Genomic DNA, 14,061 nt, shown 5'->3' on the forward strand with positions numbered 1-14,061 from the left:
ATGATACAGGAACTCACCGAAGGATACGGTCATATATTTGAAAAAGCTTTAATCAACGATATCATTCAGGTTGGAACCTTTAAGGAAATTCCCGCAGGTCATAAAATGATGGAAATAGGTGAGTTTGTAAAGTCTATGCCTCTATTGATATCTGGGGCTATTAAGGTTTTAAGAGAAGATCAAGATGGTGACGAACTGCTTTTATATTATTTAGAAAAGGGAGATACCTGTTCTATGACTATGGCTTGCTGTATGGGGCAGCATAGAAGTCAGATTAGAGCGATTGCCGAAGTCGATTCAAAATTGATTATGGTGCCTATAGCCAAAATGGAGGAGTGGACTTCCAAATATAAAAGTTGGAGGAACTTTATCTTTGAAAGTTATCATAATCGCATCAACGAGCTGTTATCAACAATTGATAGTATAGCCTTTTATCAAATGGACGAACGCCTTATTCAATATCTAAAGGAAAAGGCTCGTGTAAATAAGGAAAATATTATTAAAAATACACATCAAGAAATTGCCTATGATTTGCATACATCACGGGTGGTCATATCTAGGTTGCTGAAAAAGCTAGAGCAAATGGGAAGGATAGAGCTGCATAGAAATTATCTTGAAATAATTGATTTGTAGTTTTATGTAACACTTGTTACTGCGAGCCTGAGTGTCTCCCCATAAATTTGCCTTAAAACGAAATCAAAATCATGACACTACTAGAAATTTTTGGCTATATCAGCGCTTTAATTATTGGGATTTCTTTAGGCCTTATAGGTGGAGGAGGATCCATCTTAGCGGTCCCTGTTTTAGCTTATTTGTTTTTAATTAATGAAAAAGCAGCTACAGCGTATTCCCTTTTTATTGTGGGAGCAAGTGCTTTAGTAGGAGGGATAAAACAACATTTCAAGGGGTATGTTGATTGGAGGACTGCTTTTGTTTTTGGAGCGCCAGCCATCATTGGAGTGTCTGTTGTAAGACATTATGTAGTTCCAGCACTACCAGAAGTTTTGTTTGAAATAGGTTCTTTCGAGTTTACAAGAAGGATGGGAATGTTTGGGCTTTTTGCTGCATTAATGATTCCGGCGGCGTTTTCTATGTTAAAAAACAAGAAAGTCAAAAAAGAATTAATGGCTGTTGAAAAACAAGAAGTCAAATATAATTATCCACTAATTCTTTTAGAAGGATTAATTGTAGGAGGAATCACAGGAATGATTGGTGCTGGTGGTGGATTTTTAATTATTCCAGCCTTAGTGATCTTAGCCAATGTTGAAATGAAGGTGGCGGTAGGAACTTCTCTTATTATCATTGCTTTAAAATCATTAATGGGTTTTTTCTTGGGAGATGCATTAACTATGAATATTGACTGGACCTTTCTTTTGGTCTTTACATCAATCTCTTTTGTAGGAATTTTTATCGGAAGCTATTTAAGTAATTTTATAGATGGTAAAAAACTAAAAAAAGGATTTGGATATTTCATTTTCGTAATGGCTTTTTTCATATTTTATATGGAATTCTTTGTGAAAAATTAAATGTAACCAAAGTTACTGAAAAGAAGGAGTTTACCTTTTAATTTTGAATTAAATCAAATTAATTTAAATCTAATTACAATGAAAGTAGAACAAATTTATACAGGATGTTTAGCGCATGCCGCCTATTATATTGAAAATAATGGGGAAGCAGCGGTATTTGATCCGTTAAGGGAGGTAGGTCCCTATATTGACAGAGCTAAAGAAGATGGAGCTAAAATCAAATATGTTTTTGAGACTCACTTCCATGCCGATTTTGTAAGTGGTCACCTTGACCTGAGAGCAAAAACTGGAGCTGATATTGTTTTTGGACCTAATGCCAAACCAGGTTATGAAGCAATTGTAGCTGAAGATGGTCAAATATTTAAGGTTGGAAATTATCAAGTAAAAGTAATTCATACCCCTGGGCATACTATGGAAAGTACGACTTATCTTCTAATCGATGATAAAGGAAAGGAACACGGTATTATTACGGGTGACACTTTATTTATTGGAGATGTAGGACGACCTGATTTGGCCCAACATGTGGTGGCAGATTTGACAGAAGAGAAGTTGGCGGCTCATTTATTTGACTCCTTGCGTAATAAAATTATGCCTTTAAGTGATGACCTAATTGTTTACCCTAACCATGGAGCAGGTTCAGCTTGTGGTAAAAAAATGAGTACTGAGACAACAGATACTTTAGGAAATCAAAAGAAAACCAATTATGCTTTAAGAGCCGATATGACCAAAGAGGAATTCATTAAGGAATTGCTTACTGGGCTTACTACACCTCCTGGTTATTTTCCTCAGAACGTTTTAATGAACATCAAGGGTTATGAAAGTTTGGATACCATTATGGATCGCGCTACCAAAGCTTTAACGCCAGAGGAATTTGAGGTCATAGCCAATGAAACTGGGGCTTTGTTGTTAGATACTAGAGAGAATGAAGACTTTGCAAAAGGGTTTGTTCCAAATAGTATCAATATTGGTTTGGAAAGTAATTTTGCTATGTGGGTAGGAGAAATGATCCCCGATGTGAAACAGGAAATATTATTTATCACTTATCCAGGGAAGGAAGAAGAAACGATCACAAGATTATCTAGAGTGGGGTATGACCATTCTATAGGTTATTTAAAAGGTGGATTTGAAAGCTGGAAAGAAAGCGGAAAGGAAGTTGATTCTGTATCCCGAATTTCTCCTAAAGAGTTAGAAAAAAGATATGAAGACAAACCACTTATTATTGATGTCAGAAAAAAGAGTGAGTTTGATTCTGAACATATTATCGATGCGGTAAATGTACCTTTAAATGAAATCAATAAACACTTGTCCGAATTTCCAAAGGACAAACCATTTGTTTTACATTGCGCAGGAGGTTACAGAAGTATGATTGCAGCCTCTATTTTAAAACAAAGGGGATGGGAAAATTTTGTAGATGTTGAAGGAGGTCTTGATGAAATCTCTGCCAACACCCAAATTCCGAAAACAGATTACGTCTGTCCCACAACGTTATTATAAAGTACTCGTCAAAGTACCTACTCATTTTCTTAGAAAGCAGCATTGATTATGTCAATGCTGCTTTTTTTTGTGGGTATCACGGGAATGTAACCAATGTTACTGTAAGACAATAGGTTTGAAATTATTTTTGAAAATAAAATAGAACGAATGACTATAGAACAAATTTATACCGGATGTTTAGCTCAAGGAGCTTATTATATTGAAAGCAATGGTGAGGTCGCTATTATTGATCCGCTTAGAGAGGTTCAACCATATATAAAAAAAGCTAATTGCAGAAATGCTAAAATCAAATATATCTTTGAAACGCATTTTCATGCTGATTTTGTTAGCGGACACGTGACCCTTTCCAAGAAAACAGGAGCCCCAATTATATATGGTCCAAATGCGAACCCTAGTTTTGATGCTATTATAGCAAAAGATGGGCAAGAATTTTCTTTGGGGGCTGTTACCATTAAAGTTTTGCATACTCCAGGTCATACAATGGAAAGTACGACCTATTTGTTGCGAGATGAACATGGTAAGGATCATGCTATTTTTAGTGGAGACACCTTGTTTCTGGGAGATGTAGGAAGACCTGATTTAGCTCAAAAGGCGGCAGATATGACTCAAGAACAATTAGCAGAAACCCTTTTTGATTCCTTAAGGGATAAAATCATGCCTTTATCAGATGACGTAGTGGTTTATCCGGCACATGGTGCTGGTTCAGCCTGTGGTAAAAACATGATGAAGGAAACTGTAGATACCTTAGGTCACCAAAAGGAAATGAATTATGCTTTGAGAGCAGATATGACCAAAGAGGAGTTTGTAAGAGAAGTAACAGATGGTCTTTTGCCTCCGCCTGAGTATTTTCCTTTGAATGTCAAATTGAATAAAGAAGGTTATGAGGATATAGATAAGGTTTTGGCTCAAGGTACTAGAGCTTTAACACCTAATGAGTTTGAATTGGCTGCTAATGAAACAGGTGCTATTGTTTTGGATGTTAGATCTGAAGAAGAATTTTCAAAAGGTCATATCCCAAGGTCCATATTTATTGGCTTAGATGGCAATTTTGCACCTTGGGTAGGAGCATTGATAGCAGATATTGCTCAACCCTTGTTGTTGGTAGTTGAAGAGGATCGTGTCGAAGAGGCAGTTACTAGATTGTCAAGAGTAGGATTTGACCAAACTTTAGGTTATTTAAAAGGTGGGTTTGAATCCTGGAAAACAGAATCAAAAGATTATGATTCGGTTTGCTCCATTTCTTCAGAAACCTTTAAGGAAATTTTGGAAACTGAAGCACCCATTGAAGTTTTTGATGTTAGAAAGGAGAGCGAGTATTTTTCAGAGCACTTGTTGGATGTAGAAAATACACCTTTAGATTATCTTAATGATTATTTATCAAAGTTCCCTAAAGATGATACATTTTATCTGCATTGTGCTGGAGGCTATAGAAGTATGATTACAGCTTCAATTTTAAAAAGTAGAGGATATCATAATTTAATTGATATAAATGGGGGGATTGACGGTCTAAAAGAAGCGGGGGTTCCTGTTACAGATTATGTATGTCCATCCACTTTAAACCAGTAAACCCAAACTCAATTCATTAAACAAAAATTAGTAAGTATGTCATTTTTAAGTGATTTAATGGGGCTAGGTGCCCAGAATATAGAAGGAATAGATGTCCTTGAAATTTCAGAATATAAAAAGGCTATTCAAGACAACGTGCAACTGGTAGACGTTAGAACACCTGAAGAATACCAAAGAGGCACTATTAAAAATGCCTTGAATTTAGATTATTTTGATCAGGGATCTTTTCGAGAAGGTTTTGCCAAAATGGACAAATCAAAACCCGTTTATGTTTTTTGCAGATCAGGACAGCGTAGCTTCAATGCTGCAAAAGTTTTGAAAAAAATGGGATTTATTCAAATATATGATCTCAAAGGAGGATATCTCGCCTGGGAGAAAAATTTTTAATTCAAATGAAAACAGCAATAATAGTTCAAAATCTAAAATGTGGAGGTTGTGCAAAAACAATCATTTCCAAAGTGTCTGAAATACATAATATTTCTGACGTTGAGGTTGACGTGATGCAATCCAAAGTTTCTTTTCACAGTAATTCAGAAGCAGATAGTTTGAAGGTAAAAGAGACTTTAAAGTCATTGGGATATCCATCAATTGATGAAGAAAATGGTCTAACAGCAAAAGCCAAGTCAATGGTAAGTTGTATGACTGGTAAAATAAGTTAATTATGAAAAAAATAGTGGCATTAGTAATAGTTTTTATAGGCTTGAATGCTTGTGAACAACCCGTAAAAAAAGAGAACTATCTAGCGGCAGACCGTGTAGAGACTAGTCGTGAAAATCATCCAGGGAAAGCACTTTTAGATTCAAAATGTGCAGTTTGTCACAGTCCTACGGCTACAATGGATAATAGGTTGGCTCCACCTATGCAAGCTGTGAAAATGCACTATTTGGGATCAGAAACTAGTAAAGAAGATTTTAAATCTGCGATTTGGGAGTTTGTTAAAGAACCTACTCTAGAAAAATCCCAAATGCCTGGGGCCGTCAGGAAGTTTAACTTGATGCCCAAACAAGCATTTAGTGAGGAAGACATTAGGTTGATTGCAGATTATATGTTTGACAATGAATTGAACCAGCCAGAGTGGTTTAAAGACCATCAAAAGCAGGGATGTCAGAACAAAAGACTTTAGCCAATAAGCTTTCTTATGTAATTAAAAAGCTAAATGAAGAATTTAAAAAGTTGTTTGTGGGGTATTTTATTACTTTTAGTAATACCACAGGCACAATCTCAAGATACAAATTACAAGCATTATAGTAGTTGGAATACCCTAATCTTAGAAGGTGCTATTAGTGCTAAATATTATGTGAGTGCCGAATTTAATTTTAGACGCACCAACTTTACGACAGATTGGGAGCAGTTTATTGTTAGACCCTCGTTTCATTATATTTCAAAAGAGGAAGTGGATCTTTCAATCGGATATTCATACATTAAAAATTATGCGTATTCAAGTTTTAGTACTAGGCTTGATGTTTTGGAAAATAATGTCTGGGAGCAGGTGATACTTAAAAATAAGTTCAAGAAATTCAATCTGGCACATAGATTAAGATTGGAACAACGATTTAAAGATCGCTTGGTAAACAACCAAGGCGTTTATCAAATTGAGGGAACTAAGTTTAATCATAGGTTTCGATACCGTTTCATAGTTAATATTCCCATTTTTAAAGAGGAATTGAAAACCAAATTGCAGGTTACGGCTTATGATGAGGTTTTATTAAATTTGGATCAAGGTGTAAGGCCTAAGTCTCTCAATCAGAATTGGATGTTCTTGGGATTGAAATATCGAATTAATGATAAGGTATCAATCAGAAGTGGGTATCACGATGTGTATTTGAAACTCAACTCAGATTCATTTGTGACAAATCATATTTGGGAAACCACTTTGACTTATAAAATTATTTAAAAATTTAAACGCAATTAGTTATGGCAAAATTTTCAGAAATAGTTGCTTCATCTCAACCTACTTTGGTTGATTTTTATGCCGATTGGTGTGGTCCGTGCAAAATGATGGCTCCTATCCTAGAACAGGTTAAAGAAAGCTTGGGTGATAAGGTTAGGATTATCAAAATTGACGTGGACAAGAACCAAGCCTTATCAGCAAAATATGCCATTAGAAGCATACCTACCCTTATGTTATTTAAGCAAGGGGAAATTTTGTGGAAACAACCTGGTGTTCTTCAAGAAAGAGATTTGACCCAGAAAATTCTAACATCCATTTAGGACTTTTATAATAAAGGATCAAAAGGAATCTAATTTTTTTGGTTAGATATAAGTGTAAATGGATGTTTTAGAGCATATTATTGCTTAACTTTAGGTGAACTATAAACTTGCTAAAAGATTAATGTCATGAAAAATAACATGGGAAATCCAGACAGGACCATTCGACTTTTATTGGCTGTCGTTTTTATTGCCTTAGGGTATTTTAATATCATAGAAGGTACGATTGCAATTATTCTGTATGTTTTGGCCGCAGTTTTTATCCTAACCAGCTTGGTCGGTTTTTGTCCGCTATATCCTATTTTAGGAATAAATACTTGTAAGAAATAGATTGTAGTCAGATTTCTAAGTTCTTTGTAAATAAACAATCTGTAACAAAGGTTACTGAATAAATTGTGACCTTGAGGTATCTTTATAGTGTAAAATTTTGACGAGATGAAATCACATTATCAAATACTTATTATTGGAGGAGGGACGGCTGGTATTATGACTGCAGCCCAATTAAAAAATCAAAATAAAAATTTTGATGTTGCAATTATAGAACCATCAGATACTCATTACTATCAACCAGCTTTTACTTTGGTAGCAGCTGGGACTTATGATTATGAAGATACCTCAAAGCCTATGAAAGAAGTTATTCCTTCTGGGGTGACTTGGATTAAGGATTTTGCAACTGGATTTATTCCAGAGAAAAATACTGTTTCAACCAAAGATAATGGAGATATTTCCTATGATTATCTAGTTGTTGCACCAGGATTGGTGATGGCACCAGAGCTCATTGAAGGACTTCCTGAAGCTATGGAGAAAGGAGTGGTTTGTAGTATTTATACCAATCCAAAACATGTATGGGAAACCTTGAAAAATTTTAAAGGAGGTAATGCCGTATTTACCCAACCAACCACCCCAATAAAATGTGGTGGGGCACCACAAAAAATAGCTTACTTATCTGCTGATTATTTCAGAAAACATGATCTTTTAGATAAAACTAATGTGGTATTTGCTACCCCAGGTAGTGTTATTTTTGGTGTGAAACCCATTAAAAAAACATTAGAGAAGGTTATCAATAGATATGGTATGCATTTCAAACCTTTTTATGCTCCAGTGAAGATTGATGCGGATAAAAAATTGGTTTATTTTAAAAATGTTGACCCTGATGAAAGCAATTGTTATGTGACTGAAGACAATTCTTTAGGAGAAAAAATGTCTGGAGAAACAGTAGTTGAAATGCCATTTGATATGTTGCATTTAGCACCACCTCAAACGGCACCAAAATTTGTTAAGGAATCAAGTCTGGTAAACGCTGATGGCTGGTTAGATGTTGACTTACACTCGTTACAGCATAACAAGTATGAAAACATATTTGGCTTGGGAGATGTTGCAGGGTTGCCAACCGCAAAAACAGGGGCTGCAGTTAGAAAACAAGTGCCTGTAGTAATTGATAACATAAAAAAACTTATGGCGTCACAGAAAGCAACCAACAAGAAATATAACGGATATTCTTCTTGTCCTTTGATAACTGGATATGGTAAAATGGCTTTGGCTGAATTTGACTATGACGGCAATTTTACTCCAGACCCTAAGTTAAAACAAATGCTAATTTTTGATAGTTCTAAGGAGCATTATAGATTGTGGTTGTTGAAAAAATATGGATTGCCTTATTTGTATTGGAACAAAATGTTAAAAGGCCAAAATGTATAATTAGATTGATGTAATTAGATTTTTAGTTAGGTAGGGAAGAGATGGTAGAATCCATCTCTTCTCTTTTAACGATATTTAAGTATGAAAGACTTTTGGAATAACAGATATCAAGAAGAGGAGTATACCTATGGCACAAGGCCCAATGAATATTTTAAGGAAAAGTTGCGGGATTTAAATCAGGGAAGCCTTCTATTACCTGCCGAAGGTCAAGGTAGAAATGCGGTTTATGCCGCATTACAATATTGGGAGGTTACGGCCTTTGATTACAGTGAAGTAGGAAGGAAGAAAGCACTTGAATTGGCTGCGAAGAATGGGGTGGAATTTAATTATCAAGTCTGCGATGCTCTAGATTTTGAATCAGAGACGCTGTTTGATGTGATAGGATTTAGTTTTACTCATTTTCCTGTATCCATCCAAAAACAAGTATTCCAAAACCTATTGAAATTTTTGAAGCCAGGGGGGCATGTGATTTTTGAGGGTTTTTCAAAAGAACAATTGAATTTTAGTTCCGGTGGACCGAAAGATAAAGATATGTTGTTCTCACCGGATGAGGTAAAGGACTATTTTGATGGTCTGGAATTTTTAGAATTGAGAAAAGATTTTATTATTCTTGATGAGGGTGAATATCATCAAGGTGAAGCCTCAGTCATCAGGTTTTTTGCAAAAAAAGCCTTTTGAAGTATGAAATGATAGTTAGAGTTTTTTTACTAAAAATCACTTGTGTTAAATTTTTAATTACAGCTAGAAATGAAGTTTTATTATTGGTATTTATGGCTGTGTTCCTTAGTTAAATTCTTAAATTTGATAAGCTAAAATTAATTGCCTTTATGGAGGATATGCTTTTCTACGATCGAATGCAATTTGCGTTCACAATAACCTTCCATTATTTATTTCCACAACTTACCATGGGACTGTCTTTAATGATTGTCTACTTTAAATGGAAATATCTTCGGTCTCATTTAGAGAAGTACAATGATGCCGCCAAGTTTTGGATGAAAATTTTTGCTCTTAATTTTGCTATGGGAGTGGTGACAGGAATCCCAATGGAATTTCAATTTGGAACCAATTGGGCTAAATTTTCGGAACTAACTGGAGGTATTATAGGACAAACCTTAGCCATGGAGGGGATGTTTTCCTTTTTCTTGGAATCTTCTTTTCTTGGTTTGTTTCTTTTTGGAGAAAAACTTTTAGGCCATAAACTTCATTTTGTAACTGGTTTTTTGGTTTTTCTTGGCTCTTGGGCAAGCGGTTTCCTTATCATTGCCACTCATTCCTGGATGCAATATCCAGTGGGGTATGAGATTCTAGAAAACGGAAAGTTTGTTTTGAACAATTTTTCAGCACTATTTTCAAATCCTTGGTTGTGGCCCTCATTTTTACATAATCAAGCTGCTTCTGTAGTGACTAGTTCCTTTGTAGTGACTGCTGTTGGAGCCTTCTATATTTTGAATAATAAACATCTTGAGTTTGGAAAATTATTCCTAAAAACGGGCATTATTTTTGGTTTGATTTCAACAATTTTGGTAGCATTTCCTACTGGAGATTTAGCAGCTAAAAATGTGGTGGAACATCAACCGGTAACCTTTGCTGCTATGGAAGGTATTTTTGAAACAGAAGATGGGGGTTCTGAAATAATCCTTATAGGACAACCTAATATCTTAGATAAGAAGTTAGACAATAAAATTGCGGTTCCTAACATATTAAGCTTTTTGACCTATCAAAAGTGGGATGCTGAAATTAAAGGATTAAATGAATTTGATGCCGATTTGTATCCAACCAATATTCCTGGATTGTATTATTCTTACCACATTATGGTGGGGCTGGGAACCATTTTTATTGGGTTAATGCTTTTAGCTTTTATACAGTTGAAGCGAAAGAAACTATTTCAAACCAAAAAGTTATTATGGGCGCTATTGTTTATGGTTCCATTTCCGTATATCGCCAATACTACAGGTTGGTATACGGCAGAACTGGGTAGACAACCATGGTTGGTCTATAATTTACTGAGAACCTCAGAAGGGGCCTCACCAACAGTGTCTTCAGGGAATACCTTGTTTACGCTTTTAGGGTTTATCGGCCTTTATTTACTGTTAGGAATGTTGTTTTTAATTTTAGTGGGGAAAATTATTTATAAAGGGCCACATCCCGTAAAATCGTAATTATGGAATTATTTTGGTATATCGTACTTATGTTTATGTTAGCCATATATGTGGTTTTAGATGGTTATGACTTTGGAGCTGGTATTATTCATTTGTTTTTCGCAAAATCAGAGGAAGATAAAAAAGCAATTACTAAATCTATAGGTCCATTTTGGGATGCTAATGAGGTCTGGTTGATTGCTTCTGGGGGTGTTTTGTTTTTTGCTTTCCCTACATTGTATGCCTCTTCATTCAGTGGTTTTTATTTGCCCTTAATGATGATTTTATGGTTGTTAATTTTTAGAGCCGTTGGTTTGGAATTGAGAGGGCAAGTTCACAATAAAATGTGGGAAAGTATCTGGGATAAGGCATTTGGTATCTCAAGTTTATTGTTGGCATTGTTTTTTGGGATAGCTCTAGGAAATGTGGTAAGAGGTGTGAACTTGGGAATGGTTGAAAATGGAGTGTCTGCACATGAACCTCATTATTTTTTTCTGCCATTATGGAATCCTACTTTTAGTCCGAAAGCGGTGCATCTGGGTATTATAGATTGGTTTACCATTCTTCTGGGTATAATTGCAGTTGTTATTTTAACCATCCATGGAGCCAATTGGATCATTTTTAAAACCAATTCTTCTTTGAATAAGAAATTAAGAAAGGCCATATTTATTTTGAACTTTATTCTAATGGCTTTGGTAATTGTTTCTGTTTTAACATGGCATATTATTGAACCAAATCCATTTGATAATTTTATAAAGAACCCATATTTATGGGTGTTTCCAGTTTTAATGGTTGTCGGGCTATTTGGATTGTTTCGTATTAGAAGCTTTAAGAAGGACGGTACAGGACTTATTTTCTCAACGTTATTTCTTGTTGGTGGTTTTGCATCAACTGCGGCTTCCATCTTTCCAAACTTGTTGCCATCTACCAATTCTTTAAACCCCTCATTAACTATTTACAATATGGCAGCCGATGATTATGGGTTGTCAGTAGGGATTAAGTGGTTTGCTGTTGCTATTCTATTAGTCGCAGTTTATTTTTTCATTCAATACAAGGTTTTTAAAGGTAAGATGGATCATGTGAGCTATGGAGAACACTAAGTTTTTGGGTGATTAAGTAACAAATGTTACATACAATAGGCTTATATTGCCGTTACTTTGTACAATAATTAATTTGAATAAAATTATGGATTTTATTTTGGAGCCATGGCCTTGGTATGTGTCTGGGCCATTAATAGCGTTTGTGATGTTTCTACTTTTAAAAGTCGGAAAGGAATTTGGAATGTCTTCTAACTTGAGAACTTTATGTACCATATGTGGTGCAGATAAGAATTGCGAGTTCTTTTGTTTTGACTGGAAGAAGCAACGTTGGAATTTGTTGGTGGTTGTAGGTACAATCATTGGAGGTTTTATTGCCTCTCATTATTTATCTAACTCCACAGCAGTTGATATCAGTGCTAATTCTATTGCTTCTTTAAAGGAGTTGGGTTTTGACAGTGCGGGCTCTTCTTATTTGCCTTCAGAAATGTTTGATTTATCTGTTTTATCAAATTTTAAAATCTTGTCATTATTGATTATTGGAGGTTTTCTTATTGGATTTGGATCAAGATATGCAGGTGGATGTACTTCGGGTCATGCTATTTCGGGTTTGAGTAATTTACAACTACCTTCATTAATTGCTGTTATAGGCTTCTTTATTGGAGGTTTGGTAATGGTGCATTTATTATTCCCATTAATATTTTAAATTATGATGAAGAAAACAATAACATATTTGGTGATAGGAATGCTGTTTGGAATTACCATGTTTAAATCAGAAGCGGCTTCATGGTTTAGAATTTATGAAATGTTTCAATTTGATGCTTTCCATATGTATGGTATAATTGGATCTGCATTGGCTATAGGCGTAGTTATGGTTCAAGTCATTAAAAGAAAACATATAAAAGATACAACTGGAAAGGAAATTAGCTTTTCGCCTAAGGACATGAGTATTAGCCGCTATTTAATAGGAGGCATTATTTTTGGACTGGGATGGGGACTTGCAGGAGCCTGTCCAGGTCCTATGTTTACTTTATTGGGAGCAGGGTTTCTGCCAATCTTGGTAGTGATCGTATCTGCTCTTTTAGGAACTTATGTTTACGGATTATTAAGAAATAAATTACCACACTAAGAACTAGGTAATTATTAATAGCGATGAACCACGGAATCTTTTCGTGGTTTTTTTTTTAATCTAAGGCTTGTTTGGTCACATAAGCTCGCCACCCAATAATGGCTAATTGCCATTTTTTAGCTTTTGCAAGATCTAATTTTTGTTTGGTGAAACTTGGTAAGACGTACCTATTTATTGAAGCTAAAAACTTAAAAAACCTGGATTTCATGTTTCGTAATACTCTGTAATGTTTAAAAATAGTAAAACTTATTCTAGAACTAAGTTTTACAGAGACATTTTTAGAACATTGAACAAATAAGGTCAATGAGATACAAAGCAATAGCGATCATAATTTTGAGGTTTTAAAAGTTAATAGTTTAATTGTTTTTTCAATATACAATGACCGAATAATTTTCTCCAAATGTTTTGCTTGAAATTGATGAAATTGATTTCTGATTTAAAAGTGTTTTAGGTGTTTTTTATTTCAAAATGAAACTTTAATCTCTTGAAGATGATTTCAAAATATAGTTTAAATTCGTTCTTTAAGTTTTGTTTTGTAACTTTTCTAGGTGATTTTTGATGGTTTTTTGGTTCTATGTTCTAAAAATGGACACATTTTGAATGGTTTTGGGTGTACTTCATCTTTCTATGTGAAGAAAACAGTAGTTGTTTAGGAAAGAGAAAGAATCGCATTGAAAGCAAAAAACCAGCTAAATTTAGCTGGTTTTAAATAAATGAATTTTATTTTCTTTACTTCGTTTTAATGCTTATGACACCATCTTTGGCCTTATCACCGTATGTTTCTATGGCTTTTTCGCCTTTGAGTACATCAATAGATTCAATTTTCTCCTTATCCATTTTCGAGACATCCTCTTTCGAGACTTCCTTTCCGTTGATTAAGTAAAGCGGATTTGCATTTGATGGACTAGCGAAGAAAAAATCACCAGATTTTTCTGAGTCAATTTCAATCTTTACATCTTCATCAGAGGTCCAAATCATAGGTTGATCTTCAGATTTGGTAACCCAAACATTCTTTGACACTTTTCCATCTTTATCGGTTTTGATTTCAATTATTTCTTGTGAATCTTTTTTTCGAAATTTAGTTGTACCCGCAACTTTGACTGTTTGTTTTTCTCCATCTTCATCTATAAAGATCATATCGCTTTCTCTAATTCCATCAACCTTGATTTCTACCGTGTCATCCTGAGGCTTTCTTATAACATATATAGGTTCTCCCTTTTCTTTTTGTTTCCAATTACCGATTGATATTTTGTTGCCATCTGAAT

The 14,061-nt window shown here is 34.7% G+C and carries 18 protein-coding genes; 16 read left to right on the plus strand and 2 right to left on the minus strand.

Features of this window, described 5'->3' with window-relative positions; genetic code table 11:
• The 16 genes from LOK78_RS05380 (at position 1) to LOK78_RS05455 (ending at position 12,796) form a co-directional block, all read left to right on the plus strand.
• Complete coding sequence (locus tag LOK78_RS05380; RefSeq protein WP_232634184.1) at positions 1 to 633, plus strand: Crp/Fnr family transcriptional regulator; 633 nt, start codon at positions 1 to 3, stop codon at positions 631 to 633.
• A gap of 71 nt (positions 634 to 704) precedes the next feature.
• Positions 705 to 1,526 (plus strand): sulfite exporter TauE/SafE family protein, encoded by an 822-nt coding sequence (locus LOK78_RS05385; RefSeq protein ID WP_232634186.1) that lies wholly within the window; start codon positions 705 to 707, stop codon positions 1,524 to 1,526.
• A gap of 78 nt (positions 1,527 to 1,604) precedes the next feature.
• Positions 1,605 to 3,020 (plus strand): MBL fold metallo-hydrolase, encoded by a 1,416-nt coding sequence (locus tag LOK78_RS05390; RefSeq protein WP_053972235.1) that lies wholly within the window; start codon positions 1,605 to 1,607, stop codon positions 3,018 to 3,020.
• A gap of 147 nt (positions 3,021 to 3,167) precedes the next feature.
• A complete protein-coding gene (locus tag LOK78_RS05395; RefSeq protein ID WP_053972236.1) occupies positions 3,168 to 4,586 on the plus strand; it encodes an MBL fold metallo-hydrolase in 1,419 nt (472 codons plus the stop codon).
• A 36-nt stretch (positions 4,587 to 4,622) separates the two neighbouring features.
• A complete protein-coding gene (locus LOK78_RS05400; RefSeq protein ID WP_232394508.1) occupies positions 4,623 to 4,973 on the plus strand; it encodes a rhodanese-like domain-containing protein in 351 nt (116 codons plus the stop codon).
• 5 nt (positions 4,974 to 4,978) lie between these two features.
• Positions 4,979 to 5,245, plus strand: coding sequence for a heavy-metal-associated domain-containing protein (locus LOK78_RS05405; RefSeq protein WP_166959138.1), 267 nt, complete (start codon positions 4,979 to 4,981; stop codon positions 5,243 to 5,245).
• 2 nt (positions 5,246 to 5,247) lie between these two features.
• A complete protein-coding gene (locus LOK78_RS05410; RefSeq protein WP_232634187.1) occupies positions 5,248 to 5,709 on the plus strand; it encodes a c-type cytochrome in 462 nt (153 codons plus the stop codon).
• A gap of 33 nt (positions 5,710 to 5,742) precedes the next feature.
• Positions 5,743 to 6,480 (plus strand): DUF2490 domain-containing protein, encoded by a 738-nt coding sequence (locus LOK78_RS05415; RefSeq protein ID WP_232634197.1) that lies wholly within the window; start codon positions 5,743 to 5,745, stop codon positions 6,478 to 6,480.
• Positions 6,481 to 6,500: 20 nt separating this feature from the next.
• The gene (gene trxA / locus LOK78_RS05420; RefSeq protein ID WP_053972241.1) at positions 6,501 to 6,797 is read left to right on the plus strand and encodes a thioredoxin; all 297 of its coding nucleotides are present in this window, start codon (positions 6,501 to 6,503) and stop codon (positions 6,795 to 6,797) included.
• A gap of 126 nt (positions 6,798 to 6,923) precedes the next feature.
• Positions 6,924 to 7,124: a YgaP family membrane protein gene (locus tag LOK78_RS05425; RefSeq protein ID WP_166959144.1), complete on the plus strand. Its 201-nt coding sequence runs from the start codon at positions 6,924 to 6,926 to the stop codon at positions 7,122 to 7,124.
• Between the two features lie 105 nt (positions 7,125 to 7,229).
• Positions 7,230 to 8,492 (plus strand): NAD(P)/FAD-dependent oxidoreductase, encoded by a 1,263-nt coding sequence (locus tag LOK78_RS05430; protein WP_232634199.1) that lies wholly within the window; start codon positions 7,230 to 7,232, stop codon positions 8,490 to 8,492.
• Positions 8,493 to 8,573: 81 nt separating this feature from the next.
• The gene (locus LOK78_RS05435) at positions 8,574 to 9,170 is read left to right on the plus strand and encodes a class I SAM-dependent methyltransferase (protein WP_232634200.1); all 597 of its coding nucleotides are present in this window, start codon (positions 8,574 to 8,576) and stop codon (positions 9,168 to 9,170) included.
• A gap of 149 nt (positions 9,171 to 9,319) precedes the next feature.
• Positions 9,320 to 10,651: a cytochrome ubiquinol oxidase subunit I gene (locus tag LOK78_RS05440; protein ID WP_053972245.1), complete on the plus strand. Its 1,332-nt coding sequence runs from the start codon at positions 9,320 to 9,322 to the stop codon at positions 10,649 to 10,651.
• Between the two features lie 2 nt (positions 10,652 to 10,653).
• Positions 10,654 to 11,730 (plus strand): cytochrome d ubiquinol oxidase subunit II, encoded by a 1,077-nt coding sequence (cydB, locus tag LOK78_RS05445; RefSeq protein ID WP_232634202.1) that lies wholly within the window; start codon positions 10,654 to 10,656, stop codon positions 11,728 to 11,730.
• 85 nt (positions 11,731 to 11,815) lie between these two features.
• Positions 11,816 to 12,373, plus strand: a complete 558-nt coding sequence (locus LOK78_RS05450; RefSeq protein ID WP_232634204.1) for a YeeE/YedE family protein — start codon at positions 11,816 to 11,818, stop codon at positions 12,371 to 12,373.
• A gap of 6 nt (positions 12,374 to 12,379) precedes the next feature.
• Entirely contained in the window at positions 12,380 to 12,796 is a 417-nt protein-coding gene (locus LOK78_RS05455) for a YeeE/YedE family protein (protein WP_053972563.1), read from the plus strand.
• Between the two features lie 55 nt (positions 12,797 to 12,851).
• Here LOK78_RS05455 and LOK78_RS05460 read toward each other — a convergent pair whose 3' ends face one another.
• Both LOK78_RS05460 and LOK78_RS05465 read right to left on the minus strand, forming a co-directional pair.
• Complete coding sequence (locus LOK78_RS05460; protein ID WP_232634206.1) at positions 12,852 to 13,004, minus strand: SsrA-binding protein; 153 nt, start codon at positions 13,002 to 13,004, stop codon at positions 12,852 to 12,854.
• Between the two features lie 521 nt (positions 13,005 to 13,525).
• The gene (locus LOK78_RS05465) at positions 13,526 to 13,933 is read right to left on the minus strand and encodes a hypothetical protein (RefSeq protein WP_232634207.1); all 408 of its coding nucleotides are present in this window, start codon (positions 13,931 to 13,933) and stop codon (positions 13,526 to 13,528) included.
• Positions 13,934 to 14,061: the final 128 nt, after the last annotated feature.

The sequence above is a fragment of the Mangrovimonas futianensis genome, assembly GCF_021245805.1.
GTDB classification, from domain to species: Bacteria; Bacteroidota; Bacteroidia; order Flavobacteriales; family Flavobacteriaceae; genus Mangrovimonas; species Mangrovimonas futianensis.